The sequence below is a fragment of the Billgrantia sp. C5P2 genome, assembly GCF_051062895.2.
The window spans coordinates 3773581-3796793 of the sequence record NZ_CM128542.1 but is presented as its reverse complement, the minus strand read 5'-3'; the positions used below and the strand labels follow the sequence as shown (position 1 = coordinate 3796793).

Genomic DNA, 23213 nt, shown 5'->3' with positions numbered 1-23213 from the left:
GATGAATGATCAAGCATTCGAGAGCTTCTAGCATAGATCGTCCGGGCTGGTCGCTCTAGTCTTCTCGTTCTTGACGAACGCTTCTCTAGGAAAGGAGAACGAACGATGAACGAGTTGTCACAGCGGGCCAAGCCCGCTTGGGGGGCGGTCATCTCGATGGCCCTCGGCGTGTTCGGGCTGGTAACGGCGGAATTCCTGCCTGCCAGCCTGCTCACGCCCATGGCGGCAGACCTGGGCGTGACCGAAGGCATGGCAGGCCAGGCGGTGACGGTTACCGCGGCGGTGGCGCTGCTGACCAGTCTGCTGATCTCCACTGCCACGCGGCGCATCGACCGGCGCCATGTTCTGCTGGGTTTCTCTACGCTGTTGGTGGCTTCTAACCTGCTGGTGGCGTTCGCCCCCAACCTGGCGGTCCTGCTGCTCGGGCGCGTGCTGCTGGGGCTGGCCCTGGGCGGGTTCTGGACCATGTCGATTGCGACCATGATGCGCCTGGTACCCGAGGACCTGGTGCCGCGGGGGCTGTCGATCATGTTCAGCGGCGTTTCCGCGGCGACCATTGCCGCCGCGCCACTGGGCAGCTACTTCGGCGACCTGCTCGGCTGGCGCGACGTGTTCCGCATGGCGGCGCTGCTGGGGGTGCTGGCGCTGGCGGTACAGTTCACGACCCTGCCGCGCATGGCGCCGACCGGCCTGACCCGCTTGCGCACCCTGTTCGATGTGCTGATGCGTCCGCGTGTCGGTCTGGGCATGCTGGCCGCGGCCCTGGTCTTCACCGGCCACTTTGCCTTCTTCACCTACATTCGGCCGTTCCTCGAGACCGTGACCGGGGTCGGCGTGAACGGCGTGGCCACTATCCTGCTGGGCTTCGGCGTAGCCAACTTTCTGGGTAACTACCTGGGCGGCTGGATGGTCGAACGCAGCCTGCGCCTGACCATGATTGCGATGCCGCTATTGATGGGTACGCTCGGGGTGTCACTGGTGGTGCTGGAAAGCACACCGGCTACCGATGCCGCGCTGGTGGCGATGTGGGGATTGGCCTTCGGTGCCATTCCGGTGGCGTGGTCGACCTGGCTCACCCGCACGGTGCCCGACGAGGCCGAAAGCGCCAGCGGCCTGCTGGTAGCAGCCATCAACTTTGCGATCGCCACCGGCGCCGCCGTGGGTGGCCTCATCTTCGACCTGGGCGGCGCGCTGAACGTCTTTGCCGCCAGCGGTGCCGTACTGCTGCTGGCCGCGCTGATGATCGTGATGGGCGTGAGAACGCGGCCGCTGGCCACTGCCTGAACAGTGCAAGAAACAGTGCGGCCCGCTTCGGCGGGCTGCGCTTTTTTGCCATTGCTTCCATTCGCTGTTAGCGTGGAAGTCTAGAAGAACCAAGAACAGGAGAAACGGACATGGATTCAGCCGTCAACGCCATCGTGGGCCAGTCGATGATCATGCAGCAGGCCCAGGCCGCGCAGCAGGTGCAACTGGAGGTCTACAAGGAAGCCTTGGACATGCAGAAGGACCAGGTCGCCGCCCTGATGGCCTCGGCTTCGGTAGCGCCGCAGCTGGCCAACGAAGGAATGGTGGGAACTCAGATCAATACCTACGCCTGAGCTTGGCAATCACTGCACAAATGCCTGCACGAGCGAATCGCTGCGTTGCGCGGTGCTCAGAATCCTCACATATACCCCATATGCTCCGGTTCCTGTGCTCCGTGCGCCTTGCGCTTCATCTCGCTCGTCGATTTGTGCAGTGTTCCCTTGGCCGAAAAGTTTCTGTGCTTGGCCATACGGCGTTAACTTCAGCTTGAGCCTACCTTTCCAACGCCCACTTCACAGCCTCCTCGGCATGAATGGCCGTGGTGTCGTAGAGCGGCACCGCGGTATGGCTCTGCTGCACCAGCAGGGCGATTTCGGTACAGCCGAGGATCACCGCCTCGGCGCCCCTCTCGCGAAGCGATGCGATGATTTCCAGGTAGCGCTGCCGCGAGGTCTCTTTCACCTGGCCCAGGCACAGCTCGGTATAGATCACCTCGTGCACGAGGTCGCGCTGAGTCTCGTCGGGTACCATCACCTCGATGCCGTAGCCTTCGGCGATACGCCCCTTGTAGAATTCCTGCTCCATGGTGAAGCGGGTGCCGAGCAGGCCGACGCGACGAATGCCGTCATCGGCCAGGCGCTGCGCCGTGGCATCGGCGATGTGCAGCAGCGGGATCGAGACCGCTTCGGCCACCTGCGGGGCGACCTTGTGCATGGTGTTGGTGCCGATCAGCAGGAAGTCCGCGCCGCCGGCTTCCACGCGGCGAGCGGCTCGGCACAGGATCTCGGCGGTGGCGTCCCAGTCGCCGGCGTGCTGCAGCTTCTCGATCTCGGCGAAGTCGACGCTGTACAGACACAGCTTGGCCGAGTGTAGTCCGCCCAGGGCGACCTTCACGCCTTCGTTGAGTGCACGGTAGTAGCTGACGGTGGATTCCCAACTCATGCCGCCGAGCAGGCCGATGGTCTTCATGTTCATGCGTTCCCTCTTGTTGTCGTTCATTCCGCAGCGCCGCTATGTCTCGTACTCGTCGTGACGGCGGTTCCACACGTAGGGCGGCGTTTGTGGCCAGCCCGGCGGTGAGTCTTCCCAGTTCTCCTGGCGGCCGTAGGGCGTCAGGTCCAGGTAGGACCACAGGCTGCCGAGGTATTCCACGCCGCGCTTGCCGCTGAAGTAGGTGCGGAAGATCCGCTCGCCGTCGCGCAGGAAGACGCTGATGCCGTGGCGTTCGCCACGGTCGGTGTCGGGAGCATGGCAGTTGCAGCTCGTCACGCCCATGTCCTGGTTGAAATCGCTTCCTAGTGATGAATACCACGTCGGGTGCTGCCAGCCCATGCGCGCCTGATAGCGTAGCAGTTTCTCCCGCGGCGCCCGGGAGACCAGCACCAGGGTGGTGTCGCGGGCATTCAGGTGGGCTGGGTGGGTCATGGCGTCCACCACCCACGAACAGCCGTCGCAGCCGGCTTCCCAGTCGGGGCCGAACATGAAATGGTAGGCGATCAACTGCCGGCGCCCCTCGAACAGATCAAGCAGGGTGGCCTTTCCTCGTGGCCCGTCGAAGATGTAGTCGGACCGCACCTCGACCATCGGCAGGCGGCGGCGGGCGGCGTTCAACTTGTCACGCGCGCGAGTGAACTCCTTTTCCTTGGCGGTCTGGCGTTCGAGTGCTGCCTGCCACTCATCCATCGAGACGATGGGGGGCAGGGGAGTGCTGAAATCGTTCACTGATGGCTCCTCTCGCGACGTGGCAGGTCTCGCTCAATCCTGCGATTCACACCACTGTCTCAGCATGTCCAGGGTGATCCCCCAGGCGTAGTTGCAAAAGCCCAGGAACTCGCTGCCTTCGTCCCAGCCCACTTGGTGGAAGTCCAGAACCGTCATGGACTGTCCTTCATTGCTCATTCCCAACCAGTGACCGGGGCTTTCCATTTCACGGATCTCGAAAATGATGTGGGTACCCGTCCATGCCGATGCCGGGCTGCGCTCGGGGTGCTTGCTGATGATCTCCCACTCGATACGCCGATGGGGTGTACGTTCCAGGACCTTCATCTGCACGTCGCCATGAGCCGGCCCCGGGCTATGGGCCAGCACCAAACCCTCATTCGTCTCTCTGGCAGTATGAGGCGCCCACCACTGTCCGAGGCCTTCGGCACTGGCCAATGCCTCGTATACCTTCTCTCTCGGGGCATCTATCCATACCTGGTGATGCAGAGTCGCCATGGCGTACCTCCTTAAGCCAAGTTCAACTGCCACGACACGCCGAAACGGTCGCTGAGCCAGGTGAAACGCGTGCTGAAGCCGTAGTCGTCAGGGGGCATCAGCGTCTCACCCTGTGCCGACAGCTGCTCGAGCAGGCGTTCGAACTCATCGCGGCTCTCGCAATCGACGAACAGCGATATCGACGGCGTAAACGTGAAGGAATGTGCTATGTGGCTGTCGATGCAGGTATAGCGTCGTCCGGCCAGGGTGAACTCGGCCTGCTTGATGCTGCCTTCCCGGCCCGGTTCCTCGGGGCCGTAACGCTCGATCCGGACGATGTCGGAATTGTCGAACAGCGAGACATAGAAGCGCATGGCCTGTTCGGCATTGCCTTCGAACATCAGTTGCGGGGCGATGTGATGCGGCATCGATACTCTCCCTCCAGGCGTTCGAACGTGGGCCAGAAGGTGGCAGGGCGGTGGCCCTGCAGCACGTCCACGAGAATGGTGAGATGGGTATGCCAGCCGCTGGCCACGGTGACCCGGGTATCGTCATCGGCGAGACGACGGTGCGTTACGACCAGGCGTACCTGATCACCGGCCTCGCTGAGTTCGAAGGTGACCTCCGATGGGGCTTCGCTGCCTCCGCCCCAGGTCCAGGTGAGCAAATGGGGCGGGTCGCAGCGCAGCACCTGGTGACGCGTCGTGAAGCTGCGGTCGTATTGGCGAAACCGCTCGCTTGGTGGTGTCCTGTCGGGCGTCAGCTCGGTGTTTTGGAAGTGCAGGGCGAAGGAAGCACCCTGGCGGATTTCCATGGCACCGGGGGCGAGCCACAGGCCACGCTTGTCGGATTCGGTCAGGAAGGCCCAGACCCGCTCGATGGGCCCCGGCAGCAGGCGCTCGAAGCGGATGCTGTCCTCGGCGATTGACCGGCCGTAATCAGCGTCGTCCATCCGCTTTTCCCTCCTCAGGTGGCTGGTCTCCGGGGGCTGCCTGCAGCGCCGCTTCCAGCGCATTCAGGCGCTGGCTCCAGAAGCCTTCGTAGAAGCTTAGCCACTGCTCAGCGGCAGCCAGTGGCTCCGGCTGCAGCCGGCAGAAGTGAGCGCGCCCTTCGATGCGCCGCTCCACCAGCCCGGCCTGCTCCAGCACGCGCAGGTGCTTGGAAACGGCGGCCAGCGACATGGAGAACGGCTCGGCCAGCTCACCGACCTTGCGTTCACCGGCCGCCAGCCGCTCGAGCAATTGACGACGGGTGGGGTCGGCCAGGGCGTGGAAGACCCGGTCCAGATGCGTTTCGCTATGTTCAACCATAGGGTTTAGATAGTTGGGGTACAGCTAATTGTCAACCATAAGGTTGAATAAAGGGCTAGAGGGCAGCCATTGCGCAGGCTATAAGCACGATAGAAATTTGTTCTCTTTACCTGAAGTTAAATTGAGGTATTAGCCTGCGCTTAACGAATGCCCTTGAGAAAAAAAGGAGAACGACATGCAGGCTGAAACGATCACTCAACCCTTTCATGAATCGACTCGCTGGGAGACGGCGGCGCTCGATCTCGAGGCCTATCTGGCCCGTATCGACTACCAGGGGCCCATTACGCCCAGCTTGGAGACACTCAAGGCCCTGCAGCAGGCGCACCTCGCCGCGGTGCCGTTCGAGAACCTGGAAATCGTCACTGGCGGCGAGATCCGCATCGATCTGGTAAGCCTTCAGGACAAGCTGGTACGGCGTCGGCGTGGCGGCTATTGCCATGAGCAGAACGTACTGTTTGCCACGGTACTTGACCGGCTTGGCTTCGAGGTCGCCGGGCGCAACGCGAGAATGCTGATGGGCGATGACGAGCGTGTCGTCACCCCGCTTGGCCATACGATGCTGGTGGTGAAAGTGGCGGGCGGTGACTGGCTGGTCGATGTCGGCGTCGGCAATATCGGGCCGCGCGAGCCGATTCGGCTCGAGGAAGGCAGCGAGGTGAGTCATGGCCCTTGGGAGTATCGCCTGGAGCGAACGCCGATGGGGTTCTGGCTGCTTCGCCACAAGCGCAACGGTGAGTGGTTCAACATCTACCAGTTCAGTGACGAACCCTGCTACCGCGCCGACTCTGGCGAGTATAACTATCTGGCTTCTCATCATCCGGCATCGCCCTTCGTGCGGCGGATCGTGGCTCAGCACAACGGCGCTGAGGTACGGCTTGCGCTCACCGACCTGGAGCTGAAAATCTTCCGCCCGGGCAAGGCGCCGGAGCTGCAGCGGATCGCAGCCGGTGAGCTGCCCATCGTGCTGCGCGAGCGGTTCGGCCTGGCGCTGACAGCGGAACAGGAGCGCATGCTGCTGCGGCGAGCCGAGGCGCTCGCCGACACCACCTCCGAAGGTGAACAGCTTGGTACCTGAGGAAGTGGCTAGAGATGAATCGCTAGAAGCGCGCATCGCCAATTGCCGGCATGATCACCTCTTTCACATAGGCACTTGGCGATAGCGCCAGCAGGGTGCGCACCAGTTGCACCACGTCGTGCACGGGGATGAGTTCACCGTCGCCGCGCCGGGCCGCACGTTCGACAGGCACGGCCAGCTTGTCCTCGGTGTTCAGATAGCCGAGCTGCAAGCAGGTCACCGCCAGGCGATGCTCGCGGAAGCCCTCGCGTAGTGCCTCCGCAATGCCGCGCAGGGCGAACTTGGTGGCACCGAAGGCGACCTCCGGCCGGCCATGGCCGAGGAGGGCGGAGGTCGAACCGGTAAGGATGATTCTTGGTGCGCGTGAGCGCAGCAGCGCAGGAAGCAGCGCCTGGATCAGCAGGATGGCGCCGCTGACGTTGACCGTGACGATGCGCTGGATCTCCGCCGGGCTGTCATTGAGAAAACAATAATCGGGCTCGAAGGCTCGGGCTTCCCACAGGCCCAGGTTGTAGATGAGCACGTCGAGTCCGCCTTCTTTGACGGCCTCGGCCACGCTTCTGGACGCCTGCACTGGCAAGGCCAGGTCGGCCTCGATCCAGCCGATCTCGATGCTTGCGCGCTCGGGCAGCGTCGTCGGTACGCTGCGCGACACGCCGATCAAGTGATCGCCTCTATCGCCGAGCCCTTCGATGAAGGCCCGGCCCAGGCCCTGGCTCGCTCCCACGATCATGATGCGCATGACTTCTTCTCGCTGTAGTGAACGTTGCAGCAACGTACGACCTCAAGTGCAGTTCAGGTCAAGCAGCCGCAATGTTCCCTATTTCCTGGCCGCTAACCCTGTTGCGCTGCCTTGCGTATCGCCCGACGCTGCTCCAGCGCCTGTTCGGCATCTTCCCTCAGCGGCAGGCGCGAGGCCCATAGAATGTCATCGCGACGGTGGTTCATGTCTTCGAGCATATGGTCGTCGTAGGCCAGCAGGTGCAGGAAGCGTTGCCGGAACTGCCGCCGGCGCTGGTATTCCCACCACTTGGTCTCGAGCTTATGGATCAACCCCAGCGGGGGCATGGCCGGCATGAAGAAGTCCGGCTGGGGCGGTGGGGTAGGACGCTTGGCGGTGTCCGTGCGAGGCTGGCGTAGCGGTTCGTACTGGCTCATGTCGCACCTCCTGGCGGGCATTCGCCAAGGGCGGATGCCGTCATTTCTTTCGGTTGAAGGGAGGGTCGCGACCTCTTGAAGGGGAGTCTGGCTCGGTCTGATGGATCAATCCAACGAAAAGGTCTACATTGTCCTTTAAGAAAAATTGAAAGGTGGTGTTATGACCGAAGCGACTCTCCCCGAAGCTGTTCTCTCTCAAGCCGCTCTCTCCCAAGCCAGCGTGCCGCTGCTCGATACCGACGTGCTGCGCACCTTCGTTGCCATCGCCGAGTGCGGCAGCTTTACCCGGGCCGCTCGCCAGGTGTTCCGTACGCCATCGGCGCTCAGCATGCAGATCAAGCGTCTGGAGGAAACGCTCGGACAGGCGCTATTCGTGCGCGAGGCGCGCCAGGTGCGGCTGACCCCGGAAGGGGAGGTGCTGCTCGGCTATGGGCGGCGTCTGCTCAAGCTCAACGAAGAGGCAGTGACGCAGTTCCTGGCGCCCTCGGTGGTGGGGCGGCTGGGCTTCGGTACCACCGACGACGTGGGCACGCGTATCCTGCCGGGCGTGCTGGCGCAGTTCGCCCGCTCGCACCCGGCGGTTCAGGTCGATGTGGTGGTGGGTAGCAGCCGGGAGATGCTCGCCCGGCTGGATGCCGGCGAACTCGATCTGGTGTTGGTCACGGCCGGCAATCCGGGGCAGGAGGTACGCGGCGAGATCGTGCACAGCGAGCCGTTGGTATGGGCGGGACGGGAAGGTGGCGTAGCCGCCCAGCGCTCGCCGCTACCGGTAGCCTTGGCCCATCAGGGCTGTGCCTGGCGAGGCATGGCGCTGGAAGCGCTGAATCGGGCCGGCCTGAGCTTTCGCATCGCCTATTCCTGCGAGCACTGTGCCGGCCAGGAGGCCGCCATGATCGCCGACCTGGCGGTATCGCCGTTTCCGCAGAGCCTGGTGCGGCCACCGCTGCGGCGTATCGACCCCCACCTGCTGCCGCCATTGGGAGAATATCAGCTGACGCTGGTCAAGCGCCCCGGCGTCGGCCAGGCCTGCGAGACGCTGGTGGGGCACGTGACGGCAGCTTTTCGTAGCTACTGAACAGGGGCGGGAGCGTCTGCCACCCTGCTTGTCGAGCCGATCAGCTGCGTTCGGCGCGCATACGGTTGATCTGGCGCTTGATTTCGGCCCGCTCCAGAATCAACAGGTCGAGCAATTGGTCCCGCTCTTCCCGGCTCAAGCCTTCATCGCTCATCAAGCCGTCGAGCAAGGCCTCGATATCCGTTTCATGCTGGGTCTCGGGAACGGCGGTGGTGCGGGGGATCAGTGAGACGATCATGGGAGCGTACCTCCAATTCACACAGGCCCCGGCGGGCGCTTTCTTGTCGTTGTCACGGTGAAATTTTCATTGTTGTAACGTCATGGTGGTTCCTCGCGGCAAGCCCCGTCAAACCGAATCCGGAAACAGGTCATTCCGCAGAGGCGATGTCGGGGCGGTAGAAGAAGAAGGTGTCGGTCTCGGCGGTCAGCAGGAACTCGTTCGCCCAAGACGGATGAACGGTGCGGTCATGGAAATAGAGCGCCCCGTCGGTGTGGTCGGGCAGCTCCTGGTTGAGGGCTTGGCGTGCCACCTCCTTGGCCACTTCGTAGGCATCGTCCTCCACCACTTCGTCGGGTCGGCCGTCGCACCACCAGGAGAACTGGCAGGGGCTCTGTTCGGAGCCCTGCTTCACCACTTCGCAGATGGTGTTGGGGAACTCCTCGCTGGCTAGACGGTTCATCACCACGTTGGCCACCGATTCCATGTCGCGGCCCGGTACGCCTTTCGCTTCCCAGTAAATGGAGCGCGCCAGGCAGGTGATCGGTTCCTGCAGCGGGTCGCTGCCTTCCGGGTCGACGACCCGCGCTTCTTCCTTGCTGAGCGGCTCCACGGGCTCGGTGACCTCTACATCGGGGGCTACCACCTGCTCCAGCACCTCGGCCTTGCGCTCAGCTTCGTCCGCCTGGGGAGAGGGATTGACGACTGCCAGCGCGACCACGGGCAGGGCAAGGAGGAACCAGCCGATAAGCCGGGAAGAGGGCATAGGTGAACCTTTCTTGTATCGTTATGGTTTGGTTCTTTTTCGTATCGAAGCGGTGCGTAACGTAGCGAGTATAGTTTCCCGTGAGTCCTTGCATGGTACCAATGCGGCAGTATATTCGGCTGTCAGCAGGCATCAGGCATGTATGGGAAAGAGCCGCTGCGGTACCCACCACAAGAAGAGCGCCATGCCAATCAACTCGACCAGTGACTGGAACACGATGGCGACCACCGCCAGCTCGTAGGAAGCGGGGAGAGAAAGCGCCAGAGGCAGAACGACGAAGGAGTTGCGCGTCGCCAGACTGAAAGCCAGCACGCGCCCTTGGGTAGCGGGAAGTTTGAACACGCGGGCCAGCAGGCGAGCCAGCAGTGCGGCGGCGATCAGAAAACCGGAGAAGGCCAGCAGCAGCCCGCCGAGCACGGGCAGCGAACCGGTGACGACACCGACCTGCGTGGCGGAGATGGAGAACACCACTAGAGCCAATAGCGGCACCGGCAGCCAGGCCAACCGTTCGACATATCGCGCTCGGGTGCGGCTGCGCTGCGCCCAGTTCTGGGTGGCGAAAGCCAGCAGCAAGGGCAGCAGAATCAGTCCCATAAAGGCCATCAGCAGCTCGCGCTGTACCACGGCGACCAGCAGACTCTGATCCAAGAACAACCATAGGTAGAAGGGCAGCAGCAAGAGCTGGAGCAGCAGGCTGATCGGCGAGAAGGCAATAGCATACTGCGCCCTGCCACCGCCCAGGTGGGAAAATGTGATGAACCAGTCCGTGCACGGCACCAGCAGTACCAGCAGAATGCCCAGGCGAACCGCCGGCTCGGCGAACAGGCTCGCCAGCCCCCAGACGACTAGCGGCAGCAGCAGGAAGTTGCCCACTATCGCTGCCGTCATGAACCGCGCATCACGCCATGCACTGCGCAGCTGCGTCAGCGGTACCTGAGTGAAGGTAACGTAGAGCAGCGCCCCCAATAGCGGCCACAGCAGCGCTTCCAACACGCCAACCCGCCCCGGCAGGGCCGTGCCAAAGGCCAGGCCCATGGCGATGGCCGCCAGATAGACCAGCACCTGGTATTTCTCGAGCGTTTGGCGTGTCAAGGCAGCGAACTCTCAGGGGCTGGGAACACGTTCACCTTCACGCAGAGTCAAAACCTCATAGCCATCTGCGGTCACGGCGATCGTATGCTCCCACTGGGCAGATAGCAGCTTGTCGCTGGTTACCACGGTCCAGCCGTCGCGCTTCGTTTTAACCTTGGCCTTGCCTTGATTGATCATCGGCTCGATGGTGAAGGTCATGCCCTCTTGCAGTACCAGGCCTTGCCCAGGCCGACCGTAATGCAGGACCTGGGGTTCCTCGTGCATCTCTCTGCCGATGCCGTGTCCACAGTAGTCTCGGACCACGGAATAGCCATATGCGGTGGCATGCCGCTGGATCGCATAGCCGACATCGCCGAGAGTCGTTCCAGGTTTCACGGCTTTGATGCCCTGCCACATGGCCTCGTAAGTGGCATCCACCAGGCGTTTCGCGGCCGGTGAAACGGCACCGATCATGTACATCTTGCTGGAGTCGGCGATGAAGCCATCCCTCTCGAGGGTGATGTCGACATTGACGATATCACCGGACTTGAGAAGCTTCGTTGCCGATGGCATGCCATGGCAGACAACGTGATTCAAGGAGGAATTGAGAACGAAGGGGAAGCCGTACTGCCCCTTGCTGGAGGGGCGGGCCTGCAGGGTTTGGGTTATGTACTCTTCCGCCAGATCATTGATCTGCATGGTCGACATGCCGGCCTCGATATGGTCATCGAGATAGGTGAATACCGAAGCGAGTAATCGCCCCGCTTGACGCATCAGGTCGAGCTCCTCGGGGCCCTTTATGACGACCTCACTCATGGATGGCCTGCCGCACATTCACCGAGGCTGTCCTCAACTGTTCCTTCATGATGTCGTGGAATGTCATCTCAGGATGGGTTTCAGCGAGCATGCCAATCTTTATCCAATACTCGGCCTGGGCGTTGATGGAGCGGAGCATGGGGCCACTCGCCTTGCGGATCTCATCATGCAAGGCATCACTGATCTTCACGATTCCCATGGGGTCACCTATATACGATTGATATATGAAGCGTATATAGGTGGATGGTGAGTTTCAAGCCGCAGCTACGGCATCCGAAGGAGGCGGCCAGCGCTCAATCGCCCGCTCGATACGGGCCATGAATCGGTCAACCTGTGCGGGGGAGAGGCGCTCACTCTTGTAGAGCGACAGCATCTGCAGGCGGCAGGCAGGGGCGCAGGTTCGCACGATGGCTGTTTTCAGCACCCGTTTCACGGGCTGCCACAACACCAGCCTGTCGACCCACCAGGGCGAACCCAGTGAAGTGACGACCAGCATATGGCGCAACCGATGCAGGCGAGGCGTGATAGGGCCGTAATCGTCGGCATGATCGTAGGCCACACCAGGCGCCCAGACGCGATCGAACCAGCCCTTGAGGATGGCGGGGAAGCCGAACCACCAAGTTGGAAAGACAAGAACGACAGCCTCGGCCGAGAGTAGCCGTTCGATCTCGGCGGCTACCTGCTGCCCAGCATAGTGATCGAAGTAGCTCTGGCGCTCTCCGGCCGTCAGGGCGGGGGCAAAACCACGGGCATAGAGATCTTCGACTTCGACCGTGTGTCCCGCACGTTCGAGACGACCGACGATGTGAGAGGTCAGCGACGAGCAAAGGCTTTCAGGCAGAGGGTGCGCTTTGACCACCAGGCAGTGCATGGGCTTCCTCGCGGGCAACAGACTGGAATGCCGAGAGTAACAGAATGCTCGCGGTCTGGTGGGTCATCCCTTGACCTCAATTTTACTTGAGGTTTTACGCTCCTGCTGTGTAGCCACACAAAGGAGGAAAACCATGCGACGCGTTCAACCGGACCTCTGGGAAACCGAAGTGGAGCGCCCTTTCGCCGGGCTGACCGTCCACGCCTACCTGCTGACTCGGGACGAGGGCAACGTGCTCTTCTACAACACCGGCCACCAACACGAGATCGACAGGATGGCGGAGCTGGGCGGCCTGGCCTACCAGTACCTGAGCCACCGGGACGAGTTGGGGGCAACGCTCGAGACGATCCACCGGCGATTCGGAGCCAAGCTGGGCGGCCACCGCGCCGAGCTTGACGATTTCGCCCGCTACCGCACGCCCGAAATTCTATTCGAGCGGCGCGAAATGCACCTGGGCAACATCGAAGTGATCCCCACCCCGGGGCACAGCCCGGGAAGCACCTGCTTCCTGGTGCACTCGCCCCACGGCAAGCGCTACTTGTTCACCGGGGATACCCTCTATCGCGGCGAGAAGGGCGATTGGCACGCCGGCTTCATTCCCGGCCACAACGATGAAAAGGATCGCGAGCAATTGGCCGAGAGCCTCAGGCTCCTACGCGAACTCGAACCGGACGTGGTGTTCGGTAGCGCCTTCCTCGGCGACATTGGTTACGAGGAAATGGCGCCGGGCGACTGGCCGGACCATGTGGATGGTGCTCTGGAGCGCCTGCTGGGCTGAGCCTTGGCAAGGGGCACTTCGCAGGCCCCTTGCTCTTACCTGAACGATCTTCGGCGCAACTCAGGAACGACCAGCACGGCGAGGGTCAGGGCGGTGATCGGTAGCACGAAATAGAGCATCAGCGCGCTGAACCCGGCCAAGGCGTCGTGGTGGGTGGCGGCCAGGATCAGGTAGGCGGTATAGGCTACGTAGTACCCCATGAGGACGGCTCCCTCCCAGCGGTTGATGGCGCTGGCGGTGAAGCAGATCGGCAGGCAGGCAACGGCCACGGCCAGCATTACCGGCAGGTCGAGGCTGAGCATGGCATCGGTCACGGCAATGCCGGCTGGGGCGATCAGGCCGGCCAGGCCGAGGACTCCCAAGAGATTGAAGATATTGCTGCCGACCACGTTGCCCACGGCGATGTCGCGCTGCCCGCGCATGGCTGCGACGATCGACGTGACGACCTCCGGCAGCGACGTACCGGCAGCGACCACGGTCAGGCCGATTACCTGTTCGCTGACGCCGAGCCAGGTGGCCAGCACCACCGCCGCGTCGACGAACAGGCGTGAGCCGGCCACCAGCATGGCGAGCCCGCCCGCGACGAACAGTACGTCTCGCCCCCAATGGTGGCTTTTCTCCTCGCTGGTCTCCGGCTCGTCGAGCGCTGACTGTCGCCGACCCTGCCACAGCAGAAAGCCGGTGTAGGTGATCAGCCCCAGGAACAACAGCCCACCGTCGAGCCGGCCGATGCTTCCGTCCAGTGCCAACAGCAGCACGAGCAGTGAGATGCCGATCATCAGCGGAATATCCAGACGGATCAGTTGCTGGGCGACCGCCAGCGGCACGATCAGCGCCGAAATGCCCAGGATGAACAGCACGTTGAAAATATTGCTGCCCACCACGTTGCCGATGGCAATACCCGCTTGATCGTCGAGGGAAGCCTTGATGCTGACGACGAGCTCCGGGGCGCTGGTACCGAAGGCCACTACGGTAAGCCCGATGATCAACGGTGAGATTCCCACCTGCGCAGCCAGGCGCGACGCGCCCCGAACGAGGCCCTCCGCGCCGACGATCAAGAACACAAGACCGACCAACAGCAGCAGCATTGTCAGCATATAGAGATTTTCCATTCACCAGGGAGGAGGGAGTTTCATTCAGATGGGCCGGCTGCGGCCTGGTTGAGCCGGCTACGCCGCGGGTGAAGCCGGGGCCAGCACTTGCGTGCTCAACGTGGCAGTGTCGAGCATGAGGATCGCTTCCTGCAAGCCGTCGAGTGCGGCAACGTACCTGCCGCGATCGTTCCACGCCGCAGAGCGGCCTCCGCCTGCTTCGCCATCGCAGGGCCCCACGCAGTTGGCTATCAGGATCGTCATGGCGTGTTCGCGGGCGAAGGTGGCGTAGTAGGCATAGGCTTCGTCCATTCCCGGTGCGAACTTGGCCACGCTGGCCAAGTACACGTCCGCACCCAGGCTTGCCGCCGTGGCGACATGCTCGGGTAGCAGCGACTCATAGCAGATTGCCAGCGCCAGGCGGTGCTCGCGGGTTTCGATGAGCATCGGCCGCTCACCGGGAGAGAAGTAGGGCAGTTCGTCGTCGTGGAGCCGCTGCTTGGCGTAGGCCTGACGCCCCGTATGGGGCTGGAACACCACCATGCCGATCCGCGGTTTCCGTGAGGTGACCAGCGGCAGCCCGACGCCAATCACGATGTCGTGGGCATTGCTCAGGCGCTGGAACACATCCAGCCGCGGGTCTTCCTCGTGGGTGGCCAGGCCCTTGGCCAGCGTCGGCTCGTAGCCGGTCAGCGAAAGCTCGGGGAAGAAGATCAGCTCGGCGCCATGCGATGCCGCCAGCTCGACGAGCTCGACATGGCGTTCCACGTTGCCCTCGACATCGCCCGTTACCGAGGCGTACTGCACGGCACACAGCTTCATCGGCTCGCTCCCTCTCGCTGGCCCTCGGGTAAGCGTACGACATTTTGCCGTTGGGAGAGTGATGGTATACGAGACGCCCAACGGGCAGGGCCTCAGGCGTCTCGGGGTCGGCGAAGCGACCGGCTCAGTGTTTTCGCAGCCTGGCCAGCTCGCTCTCGGCAACGTCGACTCTCACGGTGCCTTTCTGTACCAGCAGATCGGCGATGACGGCCACCTCATCGCCCTGAGCACCGGCCATCAGGGCGATGTTCTTGGCATGTAGCGCCATGTGTCCCTTCTGGATGCCGGTGGTGGCCAGCGCCTTCATGGCGGCAAAGTTCTGCGCCAGGCCCACCGCCACGATGATTCGGCCCAGGCGTTCGGCCTGGGTCACGCCGAGGATCTCAAGGCAGTAGCGCGCGGTGGGGTGGGCGCGGGTGGCCCCGCCGATCAGCCCGACCGGCATCGGCATTTCCAGCGTACCTGTGAGGTTGCCTTCGCGGTCTTTCTCCCAGTGGGTCAGCGAGCGGTAGCGTCCCGTGCGGGCGGCGTAGGCGTGGGCGCCGGCTTCCACGGCGCGGGTATCGTTGCCGGTGGCCAGTACCACGGCGCTGACCCCGTTCATGATGCCCTTGTTGTGGGTGGCTGCTCGGTACGGATCCAGGTCGGCGAAGCGGTAGGCCGAGAGCATGCCGTCGCGTACCTCCTCGCCGCCGATCTGATCCAGACGCCAGGTGGCCCGCGCCCGCACCAGCCGTCGGTCCGCCAGGTTGGAGAGAATGCGCAGCCGGCTCTTGCCGCCGCTCCACTCCGCCAGCGAGGGTGCCGCCGCCTCGGCCATGGAGTTCACCGCGTTGGCACCCATGGCGTCACGTACGTCCACCAGCAGGTGAACGATCAGCATGTCGTCCAGCACCCTCACCTCGAGATCGCGGAAGCCGCCGCCGTGCTTGACCAGTACGGGGTCGGTGGCATCGCAGATCTGGCGGATCTGCTCGCGCGCCTCCAGCACCTTGAGGCGCGCGAACTCCGGATTGGGCACCTCGACGAGCTGCACCTGGGCGATCATCAGCGGCGCGGCGGCATCGGTGACAAAGCCGCCGGAATCGCGGCACTGGCGCGCCGCGTTGCACACCGCCGCCACCACGGAGGACTCCTCCGTGGCCATCGGTACCAGCTGCTCCTCGCCGTCGATGATCAGGTTGGTGGCGATACCCAACGGAATGTTCAGGGTGCCGATCACGTTCTCGATCATCGAGTCGGCGGTTTCCGGCACGAGGTTGCCCATGTCGCCGAGATGCGCCACGCCTGCGTCGTCAAGGCCGGCGATCTCGGCTATCTTGGCGAGCCGCTCCTGGGGCGAGAGCTGATAGAAGCCGGCGATTCGGGAAGTGCTGTGAGCCATGTCGATACCTGTCAAAAGCAATGAAAAACGATCTGAAAAGAAAACTGAGCCTCAGGCCAGCAGTCCCATCAGCCACGGAGCGGCGTAGAGCGTCATGAACTGCACGCCGTAGTTCACGCCCCAGCGGTTCAGCAGACCCGCCACCAGGGCCAGCACCATCACGCCAAGAATGCCCATTACCCCGGCATCCATGTACGCCAGCAGCATCACCAGGGCGAAGAACATGGCGAGGAAGGCCTCGTGGGGAATGTGGCGGAACACGAAGACGCAGATCTGGCGTGCGTAGCGCACCGCGATGGGGTAGGTGATCAGCAGCGCGACGGCAGAGCCGAGAATGCTGGCAATGGCGATCTCCGAGAAACTCATCAGGTGGTGAGCGTTCTGCTCCAGGGTCAGCACCGGCGGGGCGTTGAAGAAGGCGTTGCCGGGGCCGATGGCCATGGGGCTCATGGGGATGCCCAGCGCCGCCAGCGGGATCAGGATGCCGGCGATGTAGGCGGCATTGGTGACGGCGTCCATGGAGGAGAGTGCCCGGCTGGCCTTCTCGACGGTGCCCTTTACCCAGCTTGACATCACCTCGCCGAGAAAGATGGTGATACCTACCGGGCTCATGAAGAAGGTGACCGAGCCCAGCACCGAGCTGGCGGCGGCCGAGGCCGTCTCCTGCCGCGTGAGGATGCGGAAGGGGTTGGGCAGCTTGTGGTCGTCCTCGGTCTTGTAGATCTGGATGGTCTTGGGCTCGGCCACTGCCATAGCCTGGCGTTCACGCTTCACCAGCAGTTGCGCCAGGTTGAACATCATCGGGCCGATGGTGATACCCAGGAAGAACGAGATGAACACCACCCGGCCCTCGGGAATCACCCCCATGCCCCAGTAGAAGTGGCGCAGCGCCTGGATCAGCGCCGCCAGCACCAGGATGCTGACCAGGCTGATGACCTTCTCGCGGCTCATCAGTGCCAGGAACACCGCGCCGCCGAAGAAGATCTGGCTGGCGTAATGGCCCAGCACGTCGGCCAGCGGTGTGAGCAGGAAGGCGAGAAACAGGCTGATCGGCACCGCGACGAGGGTGCCAATCACCGAGCCGGAGGCCATCTTGCGAATCGCCAGGGTGGCCTGGCCCTCCCGCTTCAGCGTCAAGGCGTGTTCCACCATGGGCGCCGACATCACGCCGCCGGGAATACCCGCTACCGAGACTGGAATCGAGTCGGTGAGCTTCTTGGCCACGATCGCCGCCATGAAGAAGGCCAGGACCACGGGCAGCGGGATGCCCGCCACCACCAGCGCCAGTGTAACGGGCGCCAGCACGGCGGTTTCATCGGTGCCGGGCGCCACACCGATGGCGGTATAGACCACCACCGCGATGAGTGCGGCGATGAGCATCTGCAACAGCAGCATCGGGTCCATGCTCACGCCTCCCCTTCGATGTCGAGGCGGCGCTTGGGACGGAACAGCAGCGCGCTGATGAAGAAGCCGACGATGGCGCCGGCAAGGCCCAGCACCAGCGGGCCGGGCGCCGGCCACGGCGCGAGCAGGAAGCCACCCAGGCTCAGCAGCGTGGCGAGCGAAAGCGAGATGAGCAGATCCTTGCCCGAGACGGTGTCGTCCCAGACATTCAGGTAAGCCCTGTCTTTGGCTGGCATGCGAAACTCCAAGTGTGTGTCGTTATTGTGTTGTAAGCCGTTGCCGGCATTGCCAGCTTCGGGAAAACCGTCCGGCAGCATAAGGTACAGTTGGTGAGATTGTCCCAAGTACTGTACCGTCTCGATCAAGGGTACAGTTCGTTGCGAGAGGGTAGGCATGACCAAATCCGGCCAGATTGCAGAAGCCCTGCTCAAGGCCATGGACGAGGGCCGGCTGGCACCGGGCGGCAAGGTGGCCTCCATTCGCGAGGCGGCCCGGCAGTTCGGCGTGGCCAAGAACACCATCATTGATGCCTACGACCAGCTCGTCGCCATGGGGCGTCTGCAGGCCCGCCATGGCTCCGGTTTCTTCGTCTCCCATGCGCGGCCCCAGGCCACGGTGGAGGAGCGCGAGAGCCTGACCGAGGCGATCGACAGCGTCTCGCTGCTGCGCGAGCAGTTGGTGGGAAGCTTTGCCGTGCGCGCCGGTGACGGCCGCGCCCCGGCCTCATGGATGGGCGGGCTCGACCTCACCCGCGCGCTGAGACGGCGTGGGCCGGAGCAGGAAGAGGCACACTTCGAATACGGCATGCCGCAAGGCTTCGAGCCGCTGCGTGATGCCATCGCCCGGGCGCTGGCCGGCCGCTCCATCCACGCCGCCCAGGAACAGGTACTGCTCACCTTCGGCGCCAACCATGCCTTCGACCTGATCGTGCGCCACTTCGTCGATGCCGGTGACAGCGTGATGGTGGAAACGCCGGGCTACTATCCGCTATTCGGCAAGCTGCGACTGGCGCGGGCCAAGCTGGTAGGGGTGTCGCGCACGCCGGAGGGGCCGGACCTGGAGGAGTTCGAACGCAAGGTACGCCAGTACCGGCCGCGGCTGTTCTTCCTGCAGCCCAACGCCCACAACCCCACCGGAACCAGCATGTCGCTGAGCAACATGCACCAGCTGCTGAAGATCGCCGAACAGTACGGGGTGGTGCTGGTGGAGGACGATGTATTCGCCGACCTGTTGCCCCAGGGGAGTGCACACCTGGCGGCGCTGGATGGGCTGGAGAACGTCATCTACGTGGGCACCTTCTCCAAGACGCTCTCCACCGGGCTGCGTTCGGGCTATATCGCCGGCAGCCGCGAACTGATCCGCTCCCTTACCGACATCAAGATGCTCACGGTGGTCAACTCTTCCACCTTCATCGAATCGGTGATCCATGAACTGGTGGTGAAGGGCCGTTACCGCCGCCATCTGGTACAGCTTCGCGAGCGGGTGGCCAAGGCCAGCGCCAGCGCCCGGCGCGCCCTGCGCGAAGTGGGCATCGACGATATCAGCGGCCCCGGCGGTGGCTACTACCTGTGGGCCAGGCTACCCGCCGGCATCGATACACTGGAGCTGGCCAAGCGCGCCACGGAGGAGGGCATCTTCATCGCCCCCGGTGCCATCTTCTCTCTGCGCCCCGACGGCATCGATGGCACCACCATGCGCATCAACGTCGCTTATGCCAACGACTATCGCTTCCTGGAGTTCCTGAGAAAAACGCTGGATCAGACTTCACCCTAACCTTCCCGCTGCATCTTCTCGCGCCTTGCCACTTCCGCCGCGGTGGGTGGGTCCATGGCGAAGTCGTCGGTTTTCACCGCGCCGTCGCGCTCGTATTTGGCTATCACGATGCCGTTGGGCGACACGCGATTGGCGGCGAGCTTGAAAGCCGCCGGCGCTGCGCCATCGTCGAACAGCTTCTTGCCTTTCCCCAGCACGACGGGGCAGATGAACATGGTGATTTCATCGACGAGATCGTTCGCCAGCAGCGAGTGGACCAGCTCGGTGCTGCCTTGGGTGACCAGCGCCGGCCCATCTTCCTGCTTCAGCCTGGCGACATCGGCCGCCGCATCGCGGAGAGCCACCGAACCCTCCCAGGTCAGTTCCAGGCCCTTGCGGGTCGCCACGTACTTCTTGATCGAGTTGAAGGTTTTGGCAATGAAATCGTCCGGCCCTCCCTCGGCATAAGGCCAGTGCGCGGCGAAGATCTCATACGTCTTGCGCCCGAGCAGCAGGTCGAACGGTTGGCCAAACAACTTGTCGATCTCTTCTCCGAACACCTCGTCCACCAGCGGTGCGACCCAACCGCCGTAGCGGAAACCGCCGGTCGGGTCTTCCTGCGGCCCGCCGGGTGCCTGCATGACGCCGTCCATTGAGACCATGGCGCCAACGATCACTTTTCGCATGAGTTCATCCTCCTGGTTTGCTTTTTCGTATCCAGTCATCGAACGAGGCGTCGAGGAATCGACAGGTGGGTGTACTCAGTGGGGGAGAAGTAGAGCTCAGCCCGTTGCGGGTTTGCGAGCAACCGACAGCGCAGGCGGGTGTGCCAGCGTTTGGTAAACGACGCAGTAGCGCTCCGTCAGGCGCAAGAGAGTGTCGAGCTGCTCTTCCGTGGCATCGGTGTCGAGGGTGAATTGCAGCCGAATGTTCTGGAAGCCGACGGGCACTTCCTTTGATACGCCAAGCGTTCCGCGGAAATCGAGATCACCTTCCGCCTGGAGCGAGGCATCTCGCAACTCAATGCCGAGTGAGGTGGCCACGGCGTTCAGTGTCACCCCCGCGCAGGCCACCAGGGCTTCGAGCAGCATGTCGCCCGAACACGCGCTCTGGCCACTCCCGCCCGTGGCGGGATGCAGCCCGGCTTCAACCAGCGCTTTGCCCGTCTCGATCCTGCAGCTGACACCCTCACCGAGGCGGCCTTGCGCGCGAAGAGTGATCAGCGCGGCATCCGGTGCCTCGCGATAACGCTCTTTCAGTGGCGTCTGGACGGACCGCAACTCTTCAGCCTTCATGTCACTCTCCTCATGATTGCCATGGATAATTGTCTTGGCCCATGACGTGCTTTCAGCGGTAAGGCCGCGTTAAGCCGTAAGCTGTCTCGAGCATCTCATGAGGATAGGCGAAAAGTTCACCAGCAGGATCTTTGCTACATTCACCCTCGACGACAAAACGCATCGACAACCCGGAGCCCGCTCATGTCTCGTGCTATTGAAATCCCCGCTGCCGACGGCACCATCGACGCTCATGTCTTCACGCCCGGGAGCGCCGACCGTCCCCTTCCAGCCGTGGTGCTGTTCACCGATATCGGTGGCCTGCGCCCCTGCTACCACGAGAAGGCCCAGCAGATCGCGGACAATGGCTATGCCGTGTTGATGCCAAACGTCTACTACCGCGATGCGAGCGGCACCATCGTGCCGGAGGGAAAGTCCTTCCGCGACCCGGACGTGCGTCCGACGCTGGTCGAGTATGCCGATCATCTGACGCCCGAGGCGCAATCCCGCGACTTCGTCGCCCTGTTGGACTGCATCGATAACGAGGCTGAGTTCGCTGACAGCAAGATGGGCGTGGTCGGCTACTGCATGACCAGCGCCTTTGCGCTGCGCATGGCGGCCGAACATCCCGACCGCGTCGCTGCCGCGGCGGGTTTCCACTCGGCCCGGCTGGCGGAAGCCAATGATCCGAACAGTCCCGTGCATATAGTCGGCACCATCAAGGCGCGCATCTATTTCGGCCACGCCGACAAGGACGAGTTGCTGCCCCCCGAGCAGATCGCCCGCATGGACGAGGCGCTGGCCACAGCCGGCGTGCACTTCACCACCGAACTCTACAAGGGGGCCGCCCACGGCTTCACGGCCAAGGATGCCCCTTCATACAGTGCGGCTGCCGATGCCTTGCATCACAAGCGGTTGGCCATGCTTCTGGAAGAGACGTTGTAGCGAAAGCAGCGTCGTTTCTCCGCGGTTCGGTGGAGTGGGGCCGCGACGTTATCTCCCCCTCGACAGTCTCTGGGCACCCTTGCGAAGTTTACGCCACGCCCGACCCAACAGCCTGGCAAACAGATCGGCCTTCACTCGGGCATTGCGCTGCTCAATTGCCCGCATTTTAGGATCCGGATTGTGGAAAGCCATCGTCTCCTCCGCTGTCGCAAGCACACTGGAAGCGTAGCATGATAGGACATCGTGCATGTTTTTTACGGCTGCCCCAAAGTCGTTTCTGCTAAAGATGTTCGGTCAGGTGCCGATAATTCTGCTTAGGACAAGCCTGTGCTCAGGACCAACAAGCATGGTCATTACCGTCTTGTCTTTCTTTGGTCAGCCAGCTGCTTTCTCGGCGCTTCGCTGATCAAATCGCATAAAACGTCGATTGCTACGGGGAGCATGGGCTTTGTCATCGCTAAATACAAAATATGCCGTGCATTGGTTGACTGGACAATTTTGCGAATATCGCATGGAGTCGATGTATCGCAGGCTTATCAAGACGAGGGCGCGGTTTGAAACACGTCTCTCGTTGATTCTGGTGTCCTTCATCTTCGGCATGTTTGCTATTTCTGACTACAACCTTCTTGGCTTTACCAGAGAATATTATTTGCTGATCACTATGCGTGTCGTGGTGGTGAGCCTCTGCCTTCTCCTGGCATTCATTATCGGACGTTGGGGGAACTACTTCCGTAAAATCTGGTTGCACGCTTTGCCGCTCTGGATACTTGCGACGGGGATCATTTTGATCGTTCCCTTGCGCCCCGAGAGCCTCTTGACCCAGATAACAGCGGTGGTGGTAGCCACCATGGCCTTCTATCTCCTGATTCCTAATCTTCTGACGGTGGTGGCGTTTGCGAGCCTCTATTTGAGTGTTGGTTTTCTGGCCGCTGCAGTGCTGTTCGCGGATATTTCACCAGTGGCGGCGCTTCGCTTGTCGCTGTTGTTGATTATGACCAATGCAGTGGGCTTCTGTGCCTTGCTGCGTTTGGAAAACCTTCAGCGCAAGCAATTTGCATTGCTTCAAGAAGAGCGTGACCAAAATCATCATCTGCTCAAGGAAATCGCTCTTCGAAAGGACCTGGAAGCTCAGTTGCGCATGGTCGCCGAACGGGATGCTCTGACGGGATTGGATAGCCGAAGCCATTTCATGAAGCGGGCCAAGGCTCTGTTGCAGCGCTCGCGAATGGAAAAGAAACCATTCAGCCTTTTCATGATCGATGTCGATCATTTCAAGAGTATCAATGATACTTGGGGCCACACGCATGGGGACAGGGTGCTGGCCAAGATTGCGGAGGCTTGTGCGCAGTCTCTACGCCCCACTGACGTGATAGGGCGTTTCGGAGGCGAAGAATTCATGGTGGCCCTGCCGGACACCGGCCCCGAAGATGCTCAAATCGTGGCGGAGCGCTTGAAGAAGAGGGTCGCCGAGCTTCCGTTACAGGAAGATATGAGCGAGATGCGCCTAAGCGTCACCATAGGTATCGCTTTGGCGCACACGGAAGAGGCCGACCTTGACTCCTTGATCACGCGAGCGGATCAGTCACTATACGTTGGCAAGCGCGACGGCAGGAACCGGGTAGTGATGTGTCGCGAGGGGAGGGAAGAGGGATGAATGGGAAGGGGGAGTTGGATTCCCGGTACA

The 23213-nt window shown here is 62.5% G+C and carries 29 protein-coding genes; 8 read left to right on the top strand and 21 right to left on the bottom strand.

Annotation, left to right across the window (positions count from 1 at the left end; genetic code table 11):
• Positions 1-105 precede the first annotated feature (105 nt).
• A complete protein-coding gene (locus ACRWQA_RS17600; RefSeq protein ID WP_263582616.1) occupies positions 106-1284 on the top strand; it encodes an MFS transporter in 1179 nt (392 codons plus the stop codon).
• 110 nt (positions 1285-1394) lie between these two features.
• A complete protein-coding gene (locus tag ACRWQA_RS17595; protein WP_263582617.1) occupies positions 1395-1598 on the top strand; it encodes a putative motility protein in 204 nt (67 codons plus the stop codon).
• A gap of 199 nt (positions 1599-1797) precedes the next feature.
• On the opposite strand, the gene ACRWQA_RS17590 is transcribed toward ACRWQA_RS17595, so the two are convergent.
• From ACRWQA_RS17590 to ACRWQA_RS17565, 6 genes are read right to left on the bottom strand one after another with little or no spacing between them, the layout of a single operon-like run.
• Complete coding sequence (locus ACRWQA_RS17590; protein ID WP_434232176.1) at positions 1798-2493, bottom strand: aspartate/glutamate racemase family protein; 696 nt, start codon at positions 2491-2493, stop codon at positions 1798-1800.
• 42 nt (positions 2494-2535) lie between these two features.
• A complete protein-coding gene (locus ACRWQA_RS17585; protein WP_434232173.1) occupies positions 2536-3246 on the bottom strand; it encodes a DUF899 domain-containing protein in 711 nt (236 codons plus the stop codon).
• Between the two features lie 33 nt (positions 3247-3279).
• The gene (locus ACRWQA_RS17580) at positions 3280-3741 is read right to left on the bottom strand and encodes an SRPBCC family protein (RefSeq protein WP_434232170.1); all 462 of its coding nucleotides are present in this window, start codon (positions 3739-3741) and stop codon (positions 3280-3282) included.
• An 11-nt stretch (positions 3742-3752) separates the two neighbouring features.
• A complete protein-coding gene (locus ACRWQA_RS17575) occupies positions 3753-4148 on the bottom strand; it encodes a VOC family protein (RefSeq protein WP_434232168.1) in 396 nt (131 codons plus the stop codon).
• Positions 4121-4672 carry an SRPBCC family protein gene (locus ACRWQA_RS17570; protein ID WP_434232165.1) on the bottom strand — a complete coding sequence of 184 codons (552 nt, stop codon included), beginning with the start codon at positions 4670-4672 and terminating at the stop codon, positions 4121-4123. Before ACRWQA_RS17570 ends, ACRWQA_RS17575 begins: the two co-directional genes overlap by 28 nt.
• The gene (locus ACRWQA_RS17565) at positions 4659-5030 is read right to left on the bottom strand and encodes an ArsR/SmtB family transcription factor (RefSeq protein ID WP_434232163.1); all 372 of its coding nucleotides are present in this window, start codon (positions 5028-5030) and stop codon (positions 4659-4661) included. The genes ACRWQA_RS17570 and ACRWQA_RS17565 overlap by 14 nt, the downstream gene beginning before the upstream one ends.
• Before the next feature lie 175 nt (positions 5031-5205).
• On the opposite strand from ACRWQA_RS17565, the gene ACRWQA_RS17560 reads away from it, so the two are divergent.
• Positions 5206-6105 (top strand): arylamine N-acetyltransferase family protein, encoded by a 900-nt coding sequence (locus ACRWQA_RS17560; protein ID WP_434232160.1) that lies wholly within the window; start codon positions 5206-5208, stop codon positions 6103-6105.
• Between the two features lie 22 nt (positions 6106-6127).
• On the opposite strand, the gene ACRWQA_RS17555 is transcribed toward ACRWQA_RS17560, so the two are convergent.
• Both ACRWQA_RS17555 and ACRWQA_RS17550 read right to left on the bottom strand, forming a co-directional pair.
• A complete protein-coding gene (locus ACRWQA_RS17555) occupies positions 6128-6847 on the bottom strand; it encodes an SDR family oxidoreductase (protein ID WP_434232159.1) in 720 nt (239 codons plus the stop codon).
• Between the two features lie 92 nt (positions 6848-6939).
• Positions 6940-7263, bottom strand: coding sequence for a hypothetical protein (locus ACRWQA_RS17550; RefSeq protein WP_434232157.1), 324 nt, complete (start codon positions 7261-7263; stop codon positions 6940-6942).
• Between the two features lie 160 nt (positions 7264-7423).
• Here ACRWQA_RS17550 and ACRWQA_RS17545 point away from each other — a divergent pair, with 160 nt between their 5' ends.
• Positions 7424-8338 (top strand): LysR substrate-binding domain-containing protein, encoded by a 915-nt coding sequence (locus tag ACRWQA_RS17545; RefSeq protein WP_434232155.1) that lies wholly within the window; start codon positions 7424-7426, stop codon positions 8336-8338.
• A gap of 40 nt (positions 8339-8378) precedes the next feature.
• Here the strand turns inward: ACRWQA_RS17545 and ACRWQA_RS17540 are convergent, their stop codons facing one another.
• From ACRWQA_RS17540 to ACRWQA_RS17515, 6 genes are all read right to left on the bottom strand, one after another.
• Positions 8379-8576: a hypothetical protein gene (locus ACRWQA_RS17540; RefSeq protein WP_434232153.1), complete on the bottom strand. Its 198-nt coding sequence runs from the start codon at positions 8574-8576 to the stop codon at positions 8379-8381.
• 130 nt (positions 8577-8706) lie between these two features.
• Entirely contained in the window at positions 8707-9321 is a 615-nt protein-coding gene (locus ACRWQA_RS17535) for a cell wall hydrolase (protein WP_434232150.1), read from the bottom strand.
• Positions 9322-9453: 132 nt separating this feature from the next.
• Positions 9454-10413, bottom strand: a complete 960-nt coding sequence (locus tag ACRWQA_RS17530) for an arsenic resistance protein (protein WP_434232147.1) — start codon at positions 10411-10413, stop codon at positions 9454-9456.
• Positions 10414-10425: 12 nt separating this feature from the next.
• Positions 10426-11208 carry a type I methionyl aminopeptidase gene (gene map / locus ACRWQA_RS17525; protein ID WP_434232144.1) on the bottom strand — a complete coding sequence of 261 codons (783 nt, stop codon included), beginning with the start codon at positions 11206-11208 and terminating at the stop codon, positions 10426-10428.
• On the bottom strand, positions 11201-11407 hold the full coding sequence (locus tag ACRWQA_RS17520; RefSeq protein WP_434232142.1) for a ParD-like family protein: 207 nt from the start codon (positions 11405-11407) through the stop codon (positions 11201-11203). Before ACRWQA_RS17520 ends, map begins: the two co-directional genes overlap by 8 nt.
• Before the next feature lie 54 nt (positions 11408-11461).
• Positions 11462-12079: an NAD(P)H-dependent oxidoreductase gene (locus tag ACRWQA_RS17515; protein WP_434232140.1), complete on the bottom strand. Its 618-nt coding sequence runs from the start codon at positions 12077-12079 to the stop codon at positions 11462-11464.
• A 133-nt stretch (positions 12080-12212) separates the two neighbouring features.
• Between ACRWQA_RS17515 and ACRWQA_RS17510 the strand changes: the two genes are divergently transcribed.
• Positions 12213-12857, top strand: a complete 645-nt coding sequence (locus ACRWQA_RS17510) for an MBL fold metallo-hydrolase (RefSeq protein WP_263582633.1) — start codon at positions 12213-12215, stop codon at positions 12855-12857.
• A 35-nt stretch (positions 12858-12892) separates the two neighbouring features.
• Here the strand turns inward: ACRWQA_RS17510 and ACRWQA_RS17505 are convergent, their stop codons facing one another.
• From ACRWQA_RS17505 to ACRWQA_RS17485, 5 genes are all read right to left on the bottom strand, one after another.
• A complete protein-coding gene (locus ACRWQA_RS17505; protein WP_263582634.1) occupies positions 12893-13954 on the bottom strand; it encodes a calcium/sodium antiporter in 1062 nt (353 codons plus the stop codon).
• A gap of 72 nt (positions 13955-14026) precedes the next feature.
• Complete coding sequence (locus ACRWQA_RS17500) at positions 14027-14770, bottom strand: carbon-nitrogen hydrolase family protein (RefSeq protein ID WP_434232138.1); 744 nt, start codon at positions 14768-14770, stop codon at positions 14027-14029.
• Between the two features lie 124 nt (positions 14771-14894).
• The gene (locus ACRWQA_RS17495) at positions 14895-16154 is read right to left on the bottom strand and encodes a hydroxymethylglutaryl-CoA reductase, degradative (RefSeq protein WP_434232135.1); all 1260 of its coding nucleotides are present in this window, start codon (positions 16152-16154) and stop codon (positions 14895-14897) included.
• Positions 16155-16205: 51 nt separating this feature from the next.
• Positions 16206-17558, bottom strand: coding sequence for a tripartite tricarboxylate transporter permease (locus tag ACRWQA_RS17490; protein WP_434232134.1), 1353 nt, complete (start codon positions 17556-17558; stop codon positions 16206-16208).
• A 2-nt stretch (positions 17559-17560) separates the two neighbouring features.
• Complete coding sequence (locus ACRWQA_RS17485; RefSeq protein ID WP_446326206.1) at positions 17561-17794, bottom strand: hypothetical protein; 234 nt, start codon at positions 17792-17794, stop codon at positions 17561-17563.
• A 157-nt stretch (positions 17795-17951) separates the two neighbouring features.
• Between ACRWQA_RS17485 and ACRWQA_RS17480 the strand changes: the two genes are divergently transcribed.
• Positions 17952-19331: an aminotransferase-like domain-containing protein gene (locus tag ACRWQA_RS17480; RefSeq protein ID WP_434232130.1), complete on the top strand. Its 1380-nt coding sequence runs from the start codon at positions 17952-17954 to the stop codon at positions 19329-19331.
• Here ACRWQA_RS17480 and ACRWQA_RS17475 read toward each other — a convergent pair.
• Positions 19328-19996 carry a dihydrofolate reductase family protein gene (locus tag ACRWQA_RS17475; RefSeq protein ID WP_434232129.1) on the bottom strand — a complete coding sequence of 223 codons (669 nt, stop codon included), beginning with the start codon at positions 19994-19996 and terminating at the stop codon, positions 19328-19330. The genes ACRWQA_RS17480 and ACRWQA_RS17475 overlap by 4 nt on opposite strands.
• A 96-nt stretch (positions 19997-20092) precedes the next feature.
• Complete coding sequence (locus ACRWQA_RS17470) at positions 20093-20605, bottom strand: OsmC family protein (RefSeq protein ID WP_263582641.1); 513 nt, start codon at positions 20603-20605, stop codon at positions 20093-20095.
• Positions 20606-20788: 183 nt separating this feature from the next.
• Between ACRWQA_RS17470 and ACRWQA_RS17465 the strand changes: the two genes are divergently transcribed.
• The gene (locus tag ACRWQA_RS17465) at positions 20789-21529 is read left to right on the top strand and encodes a dienelactone hydrolase family protein (protein ID WP_263582642.1); all 741 of its coding nucleotides are present in this window, start codon (positions 20789-20791) and stop codon (positions 21527-21529) included.
• A gap of 511 nt (positions 21530-22040) precedes the next feature.
• Positions 22041-23183, top strand: a complete 1143-nt coding sequence (locus ACRWQA_RS17460) for a GGDEF domain-containing protein (protein ID WP_446326205.1) — start codon at positions 22041-22043, stop codon at positions 23181-23183.
• Positions 23184-23213: the final 30 nt, after the last annotated feature.

What these genes read in the sequence shown, in the direction of transcription:
- ACRWQA_RS17600 (WP_263582616.1), top strand. Translation starts at nt 106, where the DNA reads ATGAACGAGTTGTCACAGCGGGCCAAGCCCGCTTGGGGGGCGGTCATC.
- ACRWQA_RS17595 (WP_263582617.1), top strand. Translation starts at nt 1,395, where the DNA reads ATGGATTCAGCCGTCAACGCCATCGTGGGCCAGTCGATGATCATGCAG.
- ACRWQA_RS17590 (WP_434232176.1), bottom strand. Translation starts at nt 2,493, where the DNA reads ATGAAGACCATCGGCCTGCTCGGCGGCATGAGTTGGGAATCCACCGTC.
- ACRWQA_RS17580 (WP_434232170.1), bottom strand. Translation starts at nt 3,741, where the DNA reads ATGGCGACTCTGCATCACCAGGTATGGATAGATGCCCCGAGAGAGAAG.
- ACRWQA_RS17575 (WP_434232168.1), bottom strand. Translation starts at nt 4,148, where the DNA reads ATGCCGCATCACATCGCCCCGCAACTGATGTTCGAAGGCAATGCCGAA.
- ACRWQA_RS17570 (WP_434232165.1), bottom strand. Translation starts at nt 4,672, where the DNA reads ATGGACGACGCTGATTACGGCCGGTCAATCGCCGAGGACAGCATCCGC.
- ACRWQA_RS17565 (WP_434232163.1), bottom strand. Translation starts at nt 5,030, where the DNA reads ATGGTTGAACATAGCGAAACGCATCTGGACCGGGTCTTCCACGCCCTG.
- ACRWQA_RS17560 (WP_434232160.1), top strand. Translation starts at nt 5,206, where the DNA reads ATGCAGGCTGAAACGATCACTCAACCCTTTCATGAATCGACTCGCTGG.
- ACRWQA_RS17555 (WP_434232159.1), bottom strand. Translation starts at nt 6,847, where the DNA reads ATGCGCATCATGATCGTGGGAGCGAGCCAGGGCCTGGGCCGGGCCTTC.
- ACRWQA_RS17550 (WP_434232157.1), bottom strand. Translation starts at nt 7,263, where the DNA reads ATGAGCCAGTACGAACCGCTACGCCAGCCTCGCACGGACACCGCCAAG.
- ACRWQA_RS17545 (WP_434232155.1), top strand. Translation starts at nt 7,424, where the DNA reads ATGACCGAAGCGACTCTCCCCGAAGCTGTTCTCTCTCAAGCCGCTCTC.
- ACRWQA_RS17540 (WP_434232153.1), bottom strand. Translation starts at nt 8,576, where the DNA reads ATGATCGTCTCACTGATCCCCCGCACCACCGCCGTTCCCGAGACCCAG.
- ACRWQA_RS17535 (WP_434232150.1), bottom strand. Translation starts at nt 9,321, where the DNA reads ATGCCCTCTTCCCGGCTTATCGGCTGGTTCCTCCTTGCCCTGCCCGTG.
- map (WP_434232144.1), bottom strand. Translation starts at nt 11,208, where the DNA reads ATGAGTGAGGTCGTCATAAAGGGCCCCGAGGAGCTCGACCTGATGCGT.
- ACRWQA_RS17520 (WP_434232142.1), bottom strand. Translation starts at nt 11,407, where the DNA reads ATGGGAATCGTGAAGATCAGTGATGCCTTGCATGATGAGATCCGCAAG.
- ACRWQA_RS17515 (WP_434232140.1), bottom strand. Translation starts at nt 12,079, where the DNA reads ATGCACTGCCTGGTGGTCAAAGCGCACCCTCTGCCTGAAAGCCTTTGC.
- ACRWQA_RS17510 (WP_263582633.1), top strand. Translation starts at nt 12,213, where the DNA reads ATGCGACGCGTTCAACCGGACCTCTGGGAAACCGAAGTGGAGCGCCCT.
- ACRWQA_RS17505 (WP_263582634.1), bottom strand. Translation starts at nt 13,954, where the DNA reads ATGCTGACAATGCTGCTGCTGTTGGTCGGTCTTGTGTTCTTGATCGTC.
- ACRWQA_RS17500 (WP_434232138.1), bottom strand. Translation starts at nt 14,770, where the DNA reads ATGAAGCTGTGTGCCGTGCAGTACGCCTCGGTAACGGGCGATGTCGAG.
- ACRWQA_RS17495 (WP_434232135.1), bottom strand. Translation starts at nt 16,154, where the DNA reads ATGGCTCACAGCACTTCCCGAATCGCCGGCTTCTATCAGCTCTCGCCC.
- ACRWQA_RS17490 (WP_434232134.1), bottom strand. Translation starts at nt 17,558, where the DNA reads ATGGACCCGATGCTGCTGTTGCAGATGCTCATCGCCGCACTCATCGCG.
- ACRWQA_RS17485 (WP_446326206.1), bottom strand. Translation starts at nt 17,794, where the DNA reads ATGCCAGCCAAAGACAGGGCTTACCTGAATGTCTGGGACGACACCGTC.
- ACRWQA_RS17480 (WP_434232130.1), top strand. Translation starts at nt 17,952, where the DNA reads ATGACCAAATCCGGCCAGATTGCAGAAGCCCTGCTCAAGGCCATGGAC.
- ACRWQA_RS17475 (WP_434232129.1), bottom strand. Translation starts at nt 19,996, where the DNA reads ATGCGAAAAGTGATCGTTGGCGCCATGGTCTCAATGGACGGCGTCATG.
- ACRWQA_RS17470 (WP_263582641.1), bottom strand. Translation starts at nt 20,605, where the DNA reads ATGAAGGCTGAAGAGTTGCGGTCCGTCCAGACGCCACTGAAAGAGCGT.
- ACRWQA_RS17465 (WP_263582642.1), top strand. Translation starts at nt 20,789, where the DNA reads ATGTCTCGTGCTATTGAAATCCCCGCTGCCGACGGCACCATCGACGCT.
- ACRWQA_RS17460 (WP_446326205.1), top strand. Translation starts at nt 22,041, where the DNA reads ATGGAGTCGATGTATCGCAGGCTTATCAAGACGAGGGCGCGGTTTGAA.